Source organism: Streptomyces iranensis, assembly GCF_017874715.1.
Lineage (GTDB): Bacteria > Actinomycetota > Actinomycetes > Streptomycetales > Streptomycetaceae > Streptomyces > Streptomyces iranensis.
This window is the reverse complement of sequence record NZ_JAGGLR010000023.1, coordinates 195174-210336: the sequence shown is the minus strand read 5'-3', so window position 1 is coordinate 210336 and position 15163 is coordinate 195174. Positions and strand designations below refer to the sequence as shown.

The 15163-nt window shown below is 70.6% G+C and carries 11 protein-coding genes, 1 tRNA gene and 2 pseudogenes; 5 read left to right on the top strand and 9 right to left on the bottom strand.

Features of this window, described 5'->3' with window-relative positions:
• Positions 1-16 precede the first annotated feature (16 nt).
• Positions 17-910 carry a Vgb family protein gene (locus J2Z30_RS50165; protein ID WP_245388847.1) on the top strand — a complete coding sequence of 298 codons (894 nt, stop codon included), beginning with the start codon at positions 17-19 and terminating at the stop codon, positions 908-910.
• A gap of 247 nt (positions 911-1157) precedes the next feature.
• Here the strand turns inward: J2Z30_RS50165 and J2Z30_RS36010 are convergent, their stop codons facing one another.
• Complete coding sequence (locus J2Z30_RS36010; protein WP_044582157.1) at positions 1158-4466, bottom strand: amidohydrolase family protein; 3309 nt, start codon at positions 4464-4466, stop codon at positions 1158-1160.
• A gap of 393 nt (positions 4467-4859) precedes the next feature.
• Here J2Z30_RS36010 and J2Z30_RS36005 point away from each other — a divergent pair, with 393 nt between their 5' ends.
• On the top strand, positions 4860-5810 hold the full coding sequence (locus J2Z30_RS36005) for an alpha/beta fold hydrolase (protein ID WP_044577916.1): 951 nt from the start codon (positions 4860-4862) through the stop codon (positions 5808-5810).
• Between the two features lie 21 nt (positions 5811-5831).
• On the opposite strand, the gene J2Z30_RS36000 is transcribed toward J2Z30_RS36005, so the two are convergent.
• Both J2Z30_RS36000 and J2Z30_RS35995 read right to left on the bottom strand, forming a co-directional pair.
• Positions 5832-6734: a transketolase family protein gene (locus J2Z30_RS36000; protein WP_044577919.1), complete on the bottom strand. Its 903-nt coding sequence runs from the start codon at positions 6732-6734 to the stop codon at positions 5832-5834.
• 67 nt (positions 6735-6801) lie between these two features.
• On the bottom strand, positions 6802-7503 hold the full coding sequence (locus J2Z30_RS35995) for a thiamine pyrophosphate-binding protein (RefSeq protein WP_044577922.1): 702 nt from the start codon (positions 7501-7503) through the stop codon (positions 6802-6804).
• 228 nt (positions 7504-7731) lie between these two features.
• Between J2Z30_RS35995 and J2Z30_RS35990 the strand changes: the two genes are divergently transcribed.
• Positions 7732-7808: transfer RNA gene (locus J2Z30_RS35990), tRNA-Pro, on the top strand.
• Between the two features lie 287 nt (positions 7809-8095).
• On the opposite strand, the pseudogene J2Z30_RS35985 reads toward J2Z30_RS35990, so the two are convergent.
• Together J2Z30_RS35985 and J2Z30_RS35980 are read right to left on the bottom strand one after the other, a co-directional pair.
• Positions 8096-8998, bottom strand: a pseudogene (locus tag J2Z30_RS35985) (integrase core domain-containing protein).
• Positions 8999-9177: 179 nt separating this feature from the next.
• Positions 9178-9885: a prolipoprotein diacylglyceryl transferase gene (locus tag J2Z30_RS35980; protein WP_044577927.1), complete on the bottom strand. Its 708-nt coding sequence runs from the start codon at positions 9883-9885 to the stop codon at positions 9178-9180.
• Positions 9886-10902: 1017 nt separating this feature from the next.
• Here J2Z30_RS35980 and J2Z30_RS35975 point away from each other — a divergent pair.
• Together J2Z30_RS35975 and J2Z30_RS35970 are read left to right on the top strand one after the other, a co-directional pair.
• Positions 10903-12318, top strand: coding sequence for a DEAD/DEAH box helicase (locus J2Z30_RS35975; RefSeq protein WP_044577929.1), 1416 nt, complete (start codon positions 10903-10905; stop codon positions 12316-12318).
• Between the two features lie 172 nt (positions 12319-12490).
• The gene (locus J2Z30_RS35970; RefSeq protein ID WP_044577932.1) at positions 12491-12733 is read left to right on the top strand and encodes a DUF5302 domain-containing protein; all 243 of its coding nucleotides are present in this window, start codon (positions 12491-12493) and stop codon (positions 12731-12733) included.
• Between the two features lie 14 nt (positions 12734-12747).
• Here the strand turns inward: J2Z30_RS35970 and J2Z30_RS35965 are convergent.
• From J2Z30_RS35965 to J2Z30_RS51890, 4 genes and pseudogenes are all read right to left on the bottom strand, one after another.
• Positions 12748-13497: pseudogene (locus J2Z30_RS35965) on the bottom strand (transposase).
• A 424-nt stretch (positions 13498-13921) separates the two neighbouring features.
• The gene (locus J2Z30_RS35960; RefSeq protein ID WP_044577935.1) at positions 13922-14326 is read right to left on the bottom strand and encodes a tyrosine-type recombinase/integrase; all 405 of its coding nucleotides are present in this window, start codon (positions 14324-14326) and stop codon (positions 13922-13924) included.
• Positions 14327-14344: 18 nt separating this feature from the next.
• Complete coding sequence (locus J2Z30_RS35955; protein ID WP_078956999.1) at positions 14345-14992, bottom strand: site-specific integrase; 648 nt, start codon at positions 14990-14992, stop codon at positions 14345-14347.
• Positions 14890-15144 carry an Arm DNA-binding domain-containing protein gene (locus J2Z30_RS51890; protein ID WP_107073581.1) on the bottom strand — a complete coding sequence of 85 codons (255 nt, stop codon included), beginning with the start codon at positions 15142-15144 and terminating at the stop codon, positions 14890-14892. Before J2Z30_RS51890 ends, J2Z30_RS35955 begins: the two co-directional genes overlap by 103 nt.
• Between the last annotated feature and the right edge of the window lie 19 nt (positions 15145-15163).

Genomic DNA, 15163 nt, shown 5'->3' with positions numbered 1-15163 from the left:
CGAGCCGGGGGAGGTGCTGCTGGACCGGATCGGCCGGTGGCTCGCCGACCCGGTCCGCGTCTTCACCGTCAGCGGCCCGGACGCGGGCCCCTACGCGCTCTCCGGCGGCCCCGACGGCGCCCTGTGGTTCACCCTGGTCCACCAGGGCGCGATCGGCCGCAGGGACGCCGACGGCCGGATCGCCGTCCACTCCGTCGGAGCCAAGCCGACGGTGATCGCCCAAGGGCCCGATGGCGCCCTGTGGTTCAGCGAGTACGGCACCCACCGCATCGGCCGGATCACGGTGGACGGCACGATCTCCTCCTTCGCCCCGCCAACGGCCGACGGCGGGCCGTACGGGATCGCCGCGGGTCCGGACGGGGCCATATGGTTCACACTGTCGGCCGCCGACCGCATCGGGCGGATCACCATGGACGGCGACATCACCGAGTACCCCGCGCCCGGAGCCTTCCCGTCCGCCATGGCGGCGGGGCCCGACGGCGCCATGTGGTTCACCCTCAACCAGGGCAACGCCATCGGCCGGATCACCATGGACGGCCATACGACCGCCCACCCCCTGCCGACCGAGGGCGCCGCGCCGGTGGGCCTCGCCCAAGGGCCGGACGGCGCCCTGTGGTTCACCGAGATCGGCGCGGGCCAGATCGGCCGCATCACGGTGGACGGAACCGTCACCGAGTACCCGCTGCCCGACCGGCAGGCCCGGCCGCACGCCATCACCAGCGGCCCGGACGGGGCGCTGTGGTTCACCGAATGGGGCCGCGGCGGGGTCGGCCGCATCACCACGGACGGCCGGATCACGGCGTACGACCTGCCCCGGGCCGACTGCGAACCGCACGGCATCGCCACGCACGGCGGCGCGCTGTGGTGCGCCCTGGAGACGGGAGCCCTGGCCAGGATCGACGTCCCCTGACCGACGTCCCCCGGTGATCCCCCCCCGGTGACCTATCCGCACACCTGGCTCTGCATGGCCTCGGCGGGAGCGCGGGCCGGGGGCCCGGCGTGAGTACGAGGCCCAGCGGACCGGGGGAGCGGGGCGGGGCGGAGGCGGGACCGGGCCGGGGACCGGAGCCGAGGCGGGGACCGGAGCCGAGGCGGGCCGGGGACCGAAGCCGGGGCGGGCAGGGGACCGAAGCCCCCGCCCCACCCCCCCGTCACCCTCAGCCGTCCACCGAGCAGCAGGAGTCACGCCGCAGCAGCCGTCCCACCTCCAGCCACTCGTCCGCCGACTTCCCGTGCGGTGCCGCCGCGGCACCGGCCCCCGGGAAGGACTCGACCAGCTCGCGCTGTTCGTACGGCATCCCGCCCCGCAGCACCGACACCGTCCGTACCAGCGTGTCGAAGTCCGTGAAGGGATCGCCGTCCACGACCGTCAGGTCCGCCAGCTTGCCGACCTCCAGGGTGCCAAGGTCCCGGTCGGCGCCGAAGGCCCGTGCCGGGAGGACGGTCGCCGTGCGCAGCGCCTCCTCCGGCGACAGCCCGAACCGGTGCAGCGCGCGCAGCGCCATGTGCAGATGGAGGCCCACCGGCACCAGCGGCTGGTCCGTCCCCAGGGCCACCACCCCGCCCCCGGCGAGGATCCGCTGGTAGACCCCGATTTCTACGCGGAGCGTGGTCAGTTGGTCCGAGGTCGGGGGCGTACCGGCGAGCTGCCGTACGAGCGCGGTGTCCCACGGCGGCATCAGCCGGGTGACCCGCTCGTCCTTCGCCAGTGAGGGGTCCGCCCCGACCAGGGGCGAGGCCGTGAACGGCGTGGCGATGAGCCGGAAGTCGGAGGTCGCGGTGTAGATCTCCGTCAGGTCCTGCTGGGAGTGTCCGGTCGCCGTCGTGGCGTGGCCGTACTCCAACCGCTGGGTGGCCTGCAGATGCGTCGTCAGGTCCTGCCCGAGCTGTATGCCGGGTGAGCACAGATGGCTGCCGGTGCGCACGCCGAGCCGCTCATGCGCGAACCGGGCCGCCTCCTCCATGATCCAACCCGGTGCGCGCACATAGGTCTTGACGAAGTCCCAGTCGAGCGCGGCACCACGCGCCAGAGAGCGCCGCAGACCGTCGCGGGTGCGATGCGCCCGGCCCATGCTGTACGCGACGCGCGGCCCGTCCAGCAGCTCGCCGGTGGCCAGCAGCCGCGGCCCGGCCAGGGCGCCCGCCGTGACGGCCTCTCTGAGGCGCGCCTGCTCATAGGCGAACCCGCCGAGGGAGACCGCGGTGGTGATGCCGTACGCGAGCTGCAGAGTGGTCTGACGGCCGCCATAGGTGTACTGCCAGGGGTGGGTGTGGGCGTCCCACAGCCCGGGGATCACGGTGCGGCCGGAGGCGTCGACGCGCCGCTTCGCGGGCCGCCCGGCCCGGTGCGCCTCCACGGCCGCGATGCGCCCGCCGCGCACCACGATGTCCACGTCCTCGCGGACCGTGCCGCCCTTACGGCCGTCACGACCGGCGCCGCCGCCCTCGCCGCCGGTGCCGTCCCAGAACCGCCCGGCGTGGACGACGGTGTCCGCGGGGCGCGGCCGCCGGTGGTCCAGCGGGACACGAACCGTCCGGGCGGTGCCGCTCTTGACGTCCAGCAGCCGTAGTCGGCCCGCCGACAGATACAGGACGCTGCGGGAGTCCCCGGACCAGGAGGGGTGATCGGCGGCCTCGTCGGTCAGCCGGCGCGGCGCGCCGTCGGGGGTGCCGTCCGCCCTTACCGGCAGCAGCCACAGGGCGGACTCGACGATGAGCGCCATATGGCGGCCATCGGGGGACCAGACCGGCCCGGAGTCATAGCGGTCGGAGAGGGAGGTATGCGGTGCGACGGCATGCTGCCTGGCCGCACCCGTGCCGACGTCGATCACCCGGATCAGGTTGTAGCCCTCGCGGAACCGCTGGTTCAGCCGATTGCGATCGCATAGGGCGACATAGCGCCCGTCGGGCGACCAGCTCGGTCGGCCGGGCAGCCCTCCGGCGCCCATCGGCGCGGCGAGCACCCGTTCCGTACCGGCGTCGAGATCGCGCAGGACCAGGTTTCCCGACATGTCGACACTGGCGAGACGCTTGCCGTCGGGGGAGAGCGCCGGATGCACCCGGCCGCCGGAGGCCAGCACGGTCTCCTCGCCCGAGGCCAGGTCCCGGCGGCGCACGGCCAGCAGCCCGTCGCGGTCGTCGGCGTACACCAGGGCGCGCCCGTCGGGCGTCCAGGTGGGAGCCAGCAGATACCGGGTGGGGGCCGCCCGTACGACCCGGCGCGGGGCCCGGCCGCCGGAGACATCGGCGACCCAGAGGGAGTTGAGGGCGGCGAAGGCCACCTTACGGCCGTCGGGAGAGAGCGCGGGCAGATGCAGCCCGCGCACCGGCCGCGCCCCGCCACCGTCGAAGTCGTACCGCTTGACGCGGTACCGGGGCCGGTCGACGGGAAGGGTGGCGGAGAAGGGGATCTCCTCGTAGGCAAGCGCCTTACGGTCGGCATCCTCACCGGCGCGCCCGGCCCGGACGGTGCTCTCACCGGCAGCGTCTCCGTCTCCGCCGCCGTCTCCGCCGCCGTCTCCGTCGGCGCCGGACCGCGTTGCCGAGGGCATCCGGAATACCCGGAACCGCCCGTCCACGGTGAGCAGCAGCTCATCCCGCGACGCCCAACGGGGCGGCACGGGCTGCACATCGCCCGTGATCGCCACCGGCTCCCCGTTCACGACCAGCGTGCAGGAGGCGGCGGGAGCGGCCGTGGTGCGCAGATAGGCGAGGTGGCCGCCTGCCGACACGGACGGCGTCATCACCTGGGCGCCGGCGGTGGGATCGGTGTGCTCGGCCGAGACGGGTCCGGTGCCATCGGCCCGTACGGAGGCGACCGTACAGGCGTTCAGGGTCGTCCCGGCGAGCGCTCCGCGCACGAACAGCACCCGCTCGCCGTCCGCGGACCAGGTGGGATCGAAGTCCTCCCAGGCGCCGTCCTGGAGCGGCCCGTCCTGGCCGTCCACCCCGGTGAGCCGGGTGAGCTCACCGCTGGCCACCTCCAGCACCCAGATCCGGTACGGGCTGCCCGCCACGGGGTCGCCGCCACGCTCGGAGGCGAAGGCGATCCGGGTGCCGTCGGGCGACCACGCCGGACCGCGGTCGTCCCACGGACCGTCCGTTCGCTGCCGCAAACCGGAGCCGTCGGGCCGCAGCGTCCAGACATGGAATCCGCCGCCCCGGTAGGCGCATACGGCCAGCAGCTTTCCATCGGGGGAGTACACCGGCCGGGTGGGCTCCAGATCGGCCGGTGTGAGCGCGACGGCCTCGCCGCCCTTACGGGCGACCGACCACAGGACGTTCTGGACCTCGGCGATCAGACGGTCGCCGGACGGGGAGAGGGTCGCCGCGCCGTTGGTGGCGGCGGTGAAGGAGAGCGAGCCCGCCCGGACCGGTGCGGCGGCGGCCGCCTCGAAGGGCAGGGTGGCCGCGGTGGCGGCGGCGGTCCCCACGGCGGCGGCCTGCAGAAAGCGCCGCCGCGACAGGGCGAAGACATCTGCTGAGGCGGGGGAGCCGGAAGAGCCGGTCGAATCAAGGGAGTTGGGCGAACCCGAAGCGCCGGTCGAGCCGGTGGAGTTGGGGGAGCTGGTGGAGAGCGAAGCGTCGTGCGAGTCCAACGGTCCTCCTGGAGCAATGGAGTTACATGGATCGGCAGTCGATACGCGGTACCAAGCGCTTGATCGTTACACACCCCGCGCTCCGGAGGACAGGACCGCGTCGACGCCCTTGGCTTGCGGGCCCGGCAAAGGGAGAGTGGGCTTCCGTCCGCACGAGATCCATTCGCACGAGATCCATCAGCACCAGATCCATCAGCACCAGAACCATCAGCACCGGATCCATCCGCACCGGATCGATTCGAGCCAGGAGAGTGAGACGGCATGCCCGACGGCGGTATCACCCACCGCACCGACCATCTGCCCACGCCCGACGGCGTGCGGGTCGTGACCTACAGCTGGCTGCCGGAGAACGGTGCCGTGCGCGCGATCGTCCAGATCGCCCACGGCGCCGCGGAGCACGCCCGGCGCTACGACCGGTTCGCCCGCTTCCTCGCCGCCCACGGCTATGCGGTGGTCGCCTCGGACCACCGCGGCCACGGAGCCACCGCCGAGTCGACCGGCGGCTTCGGTGTCGTGGGCGAGGAGGGCGACGGCTGGCGGGCGATCGTCTCGGACCTGCGCACCATCGGCGACCGCGCGCGGGCCGCGCACCCCCGTGCGCCCCTGATCCTGCTCGGCCACAGCATGGGCTCGATGCTGGCCCGCGACTGCGCCCAGGAGTACGGAGGGGAGCTGGCCGGGCTGATCCTCTCCGGGACCTTCCGCTCACTGCCGGGGACCGAGACCGAGGAGGCGCTGGCGGGCATCGCCCAGGAGATCGCGGAACGGGGCCGGAACGCGCAGTCCACCTTCACCCCGACCCTCTTCGCCTCGTTCAACGACCCGTACGAGCACATCCAGGACCGGACCGGCTTCGAGTGGCTGTCGCGCGACGCGGCGGAGGTGGCCACGTACGCGGGGGACGAGCGGTGCGGCTTCGCGTTCAGCGCCGGGCTGTCCGAGGACTGGGTCCGTGGCGTCCGTAAGATCAACGACCCGCGCCACCAGGCCCGTATCCCGGCCGCGCTGCCGGTGCATGTGGCGGTGGGCACGGAGGATCCGTGCAACCAGGGGATGACGCTCGTCTACGAACTCCTGGAGGACTTCCGCTACGGCGGCACGCGGGAGCTGACCTGGAAGGGATACCAGGGGGCCCGGCACGAGATCCTGAACGAGACCAACCGGGACGAGGTCCAGCAGGACCTGCTGACGTGGCTGGAAAAGCACATCTGAACCACCAGCTGGCACGGACCCTCACCGCAGGAAGGCGGAGATCCGCTTGCGCAACGCCACCGGATCCAGCCCCTGCCCCGCGAGATGCTCGTCGATCGTGCCGTAGCGGCGCAGCTCGCGCCGGGGAATGCCCAGGCCGAGCACCCGATGCGGGCGATCGGCGAGCGCGTCGTTCACGGCGGCGGTCGAGGTACCCGCGAGATAGGGCTCGACCAGCACAACGTCGACGCGGCCCACCGCCGCCCCAGCGGTGGCACGCACCGCCCGCTCATCGAAGGGCCGTACGGTCGTGGCGTAGAGCACGGTGACGTCCAGCCCCTCGACGGCCGTAAGGACGCCGTCGAGCATCGGCCCGACCGCGATCACCACACCGCGGCGCCCCTCCCGTACGGTCAGGAAGCGGCCGGGGACGATGTCCCGCGGGGCGGAGTTGGAGTGCGCCGACAGCCGTACGTACACCGAGTCGTCACCGGCCGCGACCGCGTCCCGCAGCAGGGTCTCGGCCTCGTCCGGATGGCCGGGCACATGGACGGTCCAGCCGTCGAGCGTGTCCAGCAGGGCCACGTCGCCGGGCGCCATATGGGTGTAGCCGCCCGCCGGCCAGTCGTACGAACCGGCCGCGCTCACCAGCACCCCGCCCGCGCCCTGATGCCCGAAGTCCAGCTTGACCTGCTCAAAGGGCCGCTCGATCAGAAAGCTGGCGAAGGTGTGCAGAATCGGCCGCATCCCGGTCAGGGCCAGTCCACCGCCGACGCCGATCAGCAGCTGCTCGCGGATTCCGACATTGATCACCCGGTCGGGATGAGTCCGGGCCGCGTCCGTGAAGCCGTCCTTACCGATCTCGGCCAGCACGACGGCCAGCCGGGGATCGTCGTCGAGAAGACGGGAGACGACGGAGGCGAAACGCTCACGCATGGTGTCCATGAGAACAGTCCCTCTCACACTGGAGTCGCACTGGAATCGCGCACTGGGATCGCGCACGGGAATCGCATCAGACCTTGGCCTCGACCCGGGCCACCACGACATGCGGCCGCCCCGGGTGCGGCGCGGTGTACGCCTCGTACAGCGTCTGGTGATCACGCCCGTCCACGGTCGCCGTGGACCACCCCGCGGCCTCGAAGTGCGCGGCGATACCCCCGGGCCGCCCATGGCTGGCGGAGGCGTTGTCGACGACGACCGCGTGCAGCCGCTCCAGCCCCACGGCCCCGGCGTACGCGATCGCCTCGTGATTGCTGCCCTCGTCCAGCTCGGCATCGCCGATGAGCACCCACACCGCCGCCCCGGAGAGCCCCTGCGCCCGCAACCCGAGCGCACTCCCCACGGCCAACGGCAGCCCATGCCCGAGCGACCCACTGCTGATCTCGACCCCCGGCACGAGCACCCGATCCGGATGGTGCCCGAGCGGCGAGTCATACGCCCCGAACCCCGCCAGCAGCGACTCGGGAATGTACCCCTTGGCGGCAAGCACGGCGTAGTACGCCATCGGCCCGTGCCCCTTGGACAACAAAAACCGATCCCGCTCCGGCGCATCCCCAGCCGCCGCCGAAACCCGCAGCACGCGGTCGTAAAGCACCCAGACCACGTCCAGCGTCGAGGTAGCAGCCGGCCCGTGCTTCTCGTCCCCGGTCATCAGACTCATCAGCCGAGGAAGATCTTCGTACCCATACCCGGTGTGAACGTCGGTGAAGGTCATGCAGCGAGCGTGCAACTTAAACCAAACTTCAAGTCAAGCCCCACCGACACCGCTCCCGCTCACCCCCCCCGGGTAACAATGTGCAATGCCCCGACCCCACCAGGTGAACACCCCAGCTGGTCCCGCCGGACTCCCGATCCTCGCCCGGGGTGGCAGCGACCACCCCCTGAAGTGCGGTATTGTTCTTCATGCGCGGTCGGCGAGGGAAAGCCCAAGCCGAACGGGCACCGGGACGTGGCGCAGCTTGGTAGCGCACTTGACTGGGGGTCAAGGGGTCGCAGGTTCAAATCCTGTCGTCCCGACCAGCGTTTTCGCAGGTCGGAGGCCGTTTCCGCAGGTAGCGGAGGCGGCCTTAACTGTTTCCTGGCAGGGAGCAACGAGGAGCCCTCTGGGAGCCCTCGTGCTCCTAACTCGCAGACGTGTCAACCGTGCCCGATTCGTCCGTCACCCGATCCGGTAGACCTACAGCGCCGTACCGCGCACCTGCGCGCTGTCGTTAACCGTAGGCCCCTGGGGTCACCCCATCGATTCAGGTGCTCTCTGCATCGAGAGGCATAAGGGCCTGTGGGGCTCGAATAATCGTCGCTCCTGGTCAAGCGGCATAGCTGTACTCGTTGATCATGCCGCCGAGGATGCGGGTACGCAGGACTCGTCGGCTGGCTGGTTTCAGGGCCGGAGGTGGTTGTTGGTGGGCCTGGGGAGGTAGTTGGTGTCGGGCTCGGTGGGGGCGGTGTGCGTTGTAGAGCCTCTGGTATTCGGCCAGGACATGGCGGGCGTGAGCTTCGTCGAGGATGAGTATGTGGTCGAGGGCTTCTCGGCGGAGGGTGCAGATCACTCGTTCGCAGTGGGCGTTGGCTTTCGGCGCGCGGACCGGCGTCTTGATGATCTCGATGTCCTCGGCTTGGAATACGGCGTCGAAGGCGTCGGTGTACTTGCTGTCGCGGTCTCGGATGAGGAAGCGCAGTGAGTCCATGCGTATGCCGAGGTCGGTGGCGAGGCTGCGGGCTTGCTGGGTGGTCCAGGCCGCGGTCGGCTGTGCGGTGACGCCGCCGATGTGCAGGCGTCGGGTGTGGTGCTCGAGGAAGATCAGGGCGTACAGGCGTTGCAGGCTGCTGGTGTCGATGTGGAGGAAGTCGCAGGCGATCAGGCTGGTGGCCTGCGCTGAGAGGAACTCGCGCCAGGTTGGGCCGGTGCGGCGGGGTGCAGGGTCGATTCCTGCGGTGTGGAGGATCTGCCAGACGGTGGAGGCGGCGATCGGGTGTCCGAGCCGGGCCAGTTCACCTTGAATCCGGCGGTGGCCCCATTGGCTGTTCTCGCGGGCAAGGCGCAGTACGAGGTCTTTGACGGCGGCCTGCGTGGGCGGCCGTCCGGGACCGCGGCGTTGTCGGGAGTAGTCCCAGCGGTGGGCGACCAGTTTGCGGTGCTAAGCCAATAGCGTGCCGGGCGTGATGGGGAAGACCTTTGCCCAGCGGCGGCGGGGGATTAGCGAGGACAGAGAGGCGAACTACAGGCGGTCCGCGGGTCCGTACCGTACTCGCCCTTGTAGTTGGCGTCGTAGCGCGGCGTTTTCATGGCGCAGGACGAGAAGTTCGGCCTCCTTCGAGGTATCCCGCCGTAGAAGCACCGTCGGGACGGCGAGAAGGCGTCGAGTCACCTGGTACAGAAGCGACACGATCATCTCAGCATGGTCGCAGCTCTCTGCACGCCGGGTGGGGGGTTTGACCGAGCAGCGATGAATAACCGAGCCTCACAGGGTGTTGTTGACGGCGGAGAGGGCGTAGCGGACGTAGAGCACCTGCTCCGGAAGGTGGACGTCGGCTTGTTCCGCACCGCCTTGTCGAACACAGGCTCGCGCGAGTTCTTCATCGACAGCTGCTGCTCAGTGGCCTGCGCCGACGCCATCTGCTGGTTGACCTGGTCCGGCCCGGCCGACATGTCCATGGCCGACTTCGGCAACGCGTCCGGGGCGGCCTGGTTCGGGTTCGGGGCCCCCGGTTTGCCCGGCACCGAGTCCGCCGCCAGCGGCACGACCTCCTTGGCATTCGGGGCCGGTTCCGGTGTGGCGGCGGTGGTGTCGGCGATCTCCTGGCCCGCGGCCTCCTTGCCCTCACCGACCTTGCCCTGGACCGCGGTCTTGACTTCCTCTGCCTTGCCCGACTCCCCGAACTTGTCCGCCTCGTCCAGGTTCTTCGGGGCCCGGTCCTTGATGGCCTTCTCCACCGCGGCGATGAACGACTGCTTGTCGAACTCCTTCGGCTGAGCGGCGTCCATGCCCTCCGCGTGCGCCGTCTTGCCACGGGCCTCCTGGTCGTCGGCCGGCGGCACCGCGGCTCCCTGCGCGGCACCGGCCTCCGCGGTCGGCGGCGGGTGGCTCGACGCCACCCCGCTGCTTCTTGACCGCGACGTCCTTCTTCAACGCCTGGAACTTCGGGTCCGTACCCGGTGACCGCGGGCCCGCCGCTTCCTGTTTCTTCGCACCCTTGTCGGGGCGCTCCTCGGTGTCCTTCGCGTCCTTCAGGTCTGGGCGAGGTGCGGGCGGGGCCTTCGACTTCTGGACAGGCTTCGGTTCCGGCTTCTTCGCGTCCGGTTTCTGCGTCAACTGCTGCTGTGCCGCGATCTGTTGCTGTGCCGTGGTGGATTGCTGAGCGGCGGGCAGCGCACCCGCCTGAGCCGCGGCGGGGTTACCGATCAGGTCCTGCCCGGCCGGCATCATCTGACAGGCCCACCAGGACGGGCCCGGCCCGGCACCCGGTGGGGACCCCCACCATCGCCGCTGCCACCGCCGCGTTTCCGGCCACGGCCCGCGCCCGCGCGACGGCCGACGGGCCGGGTTCCGTGGCCGAGTTCAACGTACGCGCGGTCGGCCCACGCAGGGTCCGATACCTCCGCCCCGCTCCGCATGCGTGGATCGCGCACCGGGGACACCGCCGGTGTCGTCGGGCACGGCGTGCGGACCTTTATATGCACAGGCATGGTGGCCGCAGGGTCGCACCTGTGCCGTCGCAGCCGTGCCTTCGCGCCGTCACGGGTGCGTCATCGGTGGAGCGGGCGCGCCCGCTCCACTGCACAACTCCTGGGTGGGAGCTGGCCGTTCTTCGCCACCGGCACGGCTAAGGGCTGTGGCGCCCTTGCTGAATGCCTCGTCCGTGCACGTCACGCTGCAGCCGTGCATCCAGAGGCTTCGGCGTGGGCGAAGCGGGGGAAGTGGCGGGCAGACGGCCGACTGAGGCCGGGACCGCCGGGCCGCGGTCTCGGGACGCGGGGCTGTCACTTCGTGTTATCCTCATCCTTTTGCGTGCTCGTGACGGTTGGCGATCCTGCCTGTCCGGTTCCTCTTGTTCGTCGACTGCTCATTCTCACCGGGCCTTCCTCGGTACATTCACATACGGAAGGCTCTTCATGAATCACCCTGACCTCCCCGGCACCTCGCACAGCGATCCCGCCCTGCTCATGGCCACCGCGCCAGCGGTGCCCCCGGTCGCTTCCTTCGCCGGCCTGGAACTACCAGCCGAGGTGCTGCGAACGCTCAGCGAACTCGGTGTGCACGAGCCCTTCCCGATCCAAGCAGCCACGCTGCCTAACGCCCTCGCGGGACGCGATGTCCTGGGGCGCGGGCGCACCGGATCGGGCAAGACGCTCGCTTTCGGCCTACCACTGCTCGCACGGACGGCTGGGCGGCGCGCGGAACCGAAGCAGCCCCTGGCTCTGATCCTGGTGCCTACCCGAGAGCTGGCCCAACAGGTCACCGAGGCACTTGTGCCGTACGCAGAGGCGCTGCGGCTGCGGATGGCCACGGTCGTCGGCGGCATGTCGATCGGCCGGCAGGCCGCTGCGCTGCGGCATGGAGCCGAGGTGGTCGTCGCCACCCCCGGCCGTCTGCACGACCTCATCGAGCGCAGGGCCTGCCGCCTGGGACGGGTAGGGATCACCGTCCTCGACGAGGCCGACCAGATGTGCGACATGGGCTTCCTGCCGCAGGTGACCGAGGTGCTCGACCAGGTTCACCCCGACGGTCAGCGGTTGCTGTTCTCGGCCACTCTGGACCGCGACGTCGACCACCTGGTCCGCCGCTACCTCCACGATCCCGTCGTCCGCTCGGTCGACCCGTCCGCGCGCGCAGTCACGACGATGGACCACCACGTTCTGGTCGTCCACGGCCCCGACCGGTACGCCGTCACCACGGAGATCGCCGCCCGCGACGGCCGCGTACTGCTGTTCCTGGACACCAAGCACGCGGTCGACCAGCTCACCCGGCATCTGCGAGCCAGCGGAGTGCACGCCGCGGCCCTGCACAGCGGCAAGTCCCAGCCGCAGCGCACACGGACCCTGGCGCAGTTCAAGAACGGCCAGATCACCGTCCTGGTGGCGACCAATGTCGCGGCCCGTGGCCTGCACGTCGACGACCTCGATCTCGTGGTCAACGTCGACCCGCCCACCGACCCCAAGGACTATGTGCACCGCGCGGGCCGTACCGCCCGGGCCGGTGAGTCCGGCAGCGTCGTCACGTTGGTGCCGGCGGGTCGGCGCCGCGAGATGAGCCGGCTGATGGCAGAGGCCGGCATCAAGCCGACCATCACCAAGGTACGCTCGGGCGAGGCGGAGCTGAGCCGGATCACCGGGGCCAAGGCCCCCTCCGGCACTCCGCTCGACGGCGGGCCCGCCGCGCCCCGGCCCAAGAACACCAACGCTCCCTTCCGCGGACTGGGCACCAGCAAGGACACCTCCCGCGGCGTCGGCGGCAAGTCCCGAAAGGCCGGCGAGGCCCGCAAGCTCGCCGAAGCCCGCAAAGCGGCCCGGGTGCGTCGCGGCGGCTGAGAGCCGCTGCCCTGATAATCGAATACTTCCGACCCCGGAGCGGGGCTCCGGAACGGAGAACCTCCAGCCCGGCCCGAAACGCTCCTGTGCATACACCTACGAGATGAACGCCCTCGTGGTATGCCCGGCATGACAAGCTGTGCTTCCCACTGCCCGAACCCAGGAGGTCTCCATGACCGCAGAGTCTGCATCCAAAGAAGGTTCGGAGCCGACCGACCCCATGACGTCCGCTCTGGTGCCCGACAGCGATGGCCACTACGACCTGAAACGCAAGTTCCGGGAGGCCCTAGCGCGCAAACGCGGTGTGCAGGCGGACGCCGCTGACCTCGCTGCGAACGTCGAGGCGTCGAAGGTCCGTAGGGCGAACGGCCCGGCTGCGAGCCAGCGGTCGTTCCGGCGCAAGAGCGGCGGCTGAGCCAATGAGTTCTTTCAGGATTGCCGCTCCAGAGTGAGCACGGCCGCGGAGATTGACGACATTCGATTCGGACTGCACCGGGACCTGCGGAAGATCCGCCACTACTTCAGCCGCGCGACGCCGCGCTCGACCGGTGCCCGTGCTGTGGACAGCGCTCGGTTGACGGTTTGCTGGGTCGGGGTGAGGTCACGGCCCGGGGGGCGTCTGAGGGGTGTCGTCACCCACGGGCCAGCTCCCATGTAGGCGCGGTCGGCGAGGATGGGAACGCCCTGGCGTTCCCAGATCCGGATGATCCGGTGGGCGCGGGCCGCAGTGAGATCGTGCGCGCGGCCGGGCATAGTCGGCAAGATCCACAGCAGCCGCCCGACCGGGTCGGTCACCATCTGCACGTTTACTCCGTGTCGGCGGTGCTTGTGGGAGAAGTCGGCCCGGCCGTCGCCGACCCGGTCGCACTCTGCCAGGGTGCCGTCGAGCAAGACGTAGTCCGGGTCCGCCTCGCGCAGGGCATGCAGCAGGCCAGGAGAGCGGTCGGCAAGCAGGCCGACGACGGCTGTCGTGTAGGCGTGGGCGGTGCCGGCGGAGATGCCGAACCCGGCCGCGATCTGGGCGAGGGTGTCGTGCCGGCGCAGGTACACCAGGCCGACCAGGGCACGCTGGTGCGGTGGGAGTTTGCAGCGGCGGTCACACTCGCGGGTGACGATGAGCATGGTGACCCACTCGACCAGGGCCTGGGAAAGGTCGAGCGCGGCAGGATACGGAACCAACGCGGCTCCTGCGCCTGTGGGGTGAGACTTCGAACACCTCCCCCAACGGCACGGGAGCCTCGTGCGTTGCGGGCACCGATCCCGTCACCCGATCAGTGGCCACGCTCAAAGAGCTCAGTGGAACCGGCGAACAGCAGCCAGGCGACCCCGGAGGACCCTGGTGTTGGACGGTGCCCCTTGCCGAATGCCTGGTCCGCGCAGGCCACGCCGCTGGGGTCAAGGGGTCGCAGGTTCAAATCCTGTCGTCCCGACGGTGTGACCAGCGGGTTTGCCAGTGATGGCAGGCTCGCTGATTGCATTCGTGTGACACGTGATGGCGACGTGATGACACCCGGTGATCGCTGAGGCGCCACCACTGCGGAGCCCCTGGCCAGGGGCACCGCAGTAGAGAGAATCCGGAGCGGGAGCGGGGCGGATGAAAGGTTCAGGCCGCCCGCTGTTCTGACGCTCCGCCAGGATCACCGGTGGCGTGTTTGCGGTCGGCGCGTTCCAGGGCTGTGCCGATGGCGGTGACGGCGTCGCGGGCGGCGTGGGGGAGCAGGTGGCCGTAGAGGTTGACGGTGGTGGCCAGTGTCGAGTGGCGCAGAGTCTTGGAGACCACGGCCAGCGGCACCCGTGAGCTGATCATGATGGTGGCGGCGGTGTGTCGCAGGTCGTGCACGCCGATCCGTGGCAGGCCGAGTTCGGCGGCGCGCCGCCGCAGCTCGACCAGCACCCCCTGCGGACGCAGCGGCGAGCCGTCCGGGCGGGAGAAGACGAGCCCTTCCAGCGGCGTCCCCTTGGGCTGGCCGGCCCAGGGCGAGCGCCGCCTGGCGCTCGAGGGCGGCAACCATGCGTGGGGCCAGGCTCACCCAGGTCCGGCTGGCCTCGGTCTTGGGGTGGCCGAGGCGAGGTGGTTGTTGTTCACGGCCGTCAGGCTCCAGCGCACCAGCAGTATCCGCTCGGCCAGATGGACGTCGGTCCAGTGCAGCCCCAGGGACTCACCTCGCCGCATACCGGTGCCCAGCAGCAGCTCGAACAGATCGGCCATCTGATCGCCGTAGTGAGCATGGTTGTGCCGCAGAAACGCTGCGGCCTGGGTGGGATTCCAGCAGATCCGCTCCGGCGCGACCGCACGGGGCAGCAGAACGTACCGGCACGGGTTGGCCACGATCACGCGCGTGTGCACGGCATGGCTGAGCGCGCTGGAGAAGGTGGCTCCGATCCGGTAGACGGCGGTGCGCCCGTGCCCGCGAGCGAGCTCGGCCTCACTCCAGGCGGTGATATGCCGGGCCCGCAGATCGGTCAGAAGCAGTCGGCCGAAGGACGGGATGAGGTCCGCGTGCACGTGGTCGCGGTAACGGGCGAACGTGGTGGGCTTGAGCGCCTTCTCCTTGAGACGCAGCCACTCGGTCAAATACGTGGCGAGGGTGAGATCCTCGCTGCATCCAGGCCAGTACGTTCGGACTCCAAGGCTCGCTCCAGCGCTGCCTCGGCGGCCTTCCGGGTGGAGAATCCGCTACGGCACAGGGGACGGCGCTTGCCGTCCGCCGAGGGCACGTCGACGGGGAAAGCCCAAGACCCGTGCCTTGAACCATCGTGGAGCTTGGGGCAGCGGGCACCGTACTGTCCGCCGTCGGAGCGACGGCAGCCGCAACGCCGGTACACCCGGTGACCCCGGGCGGCC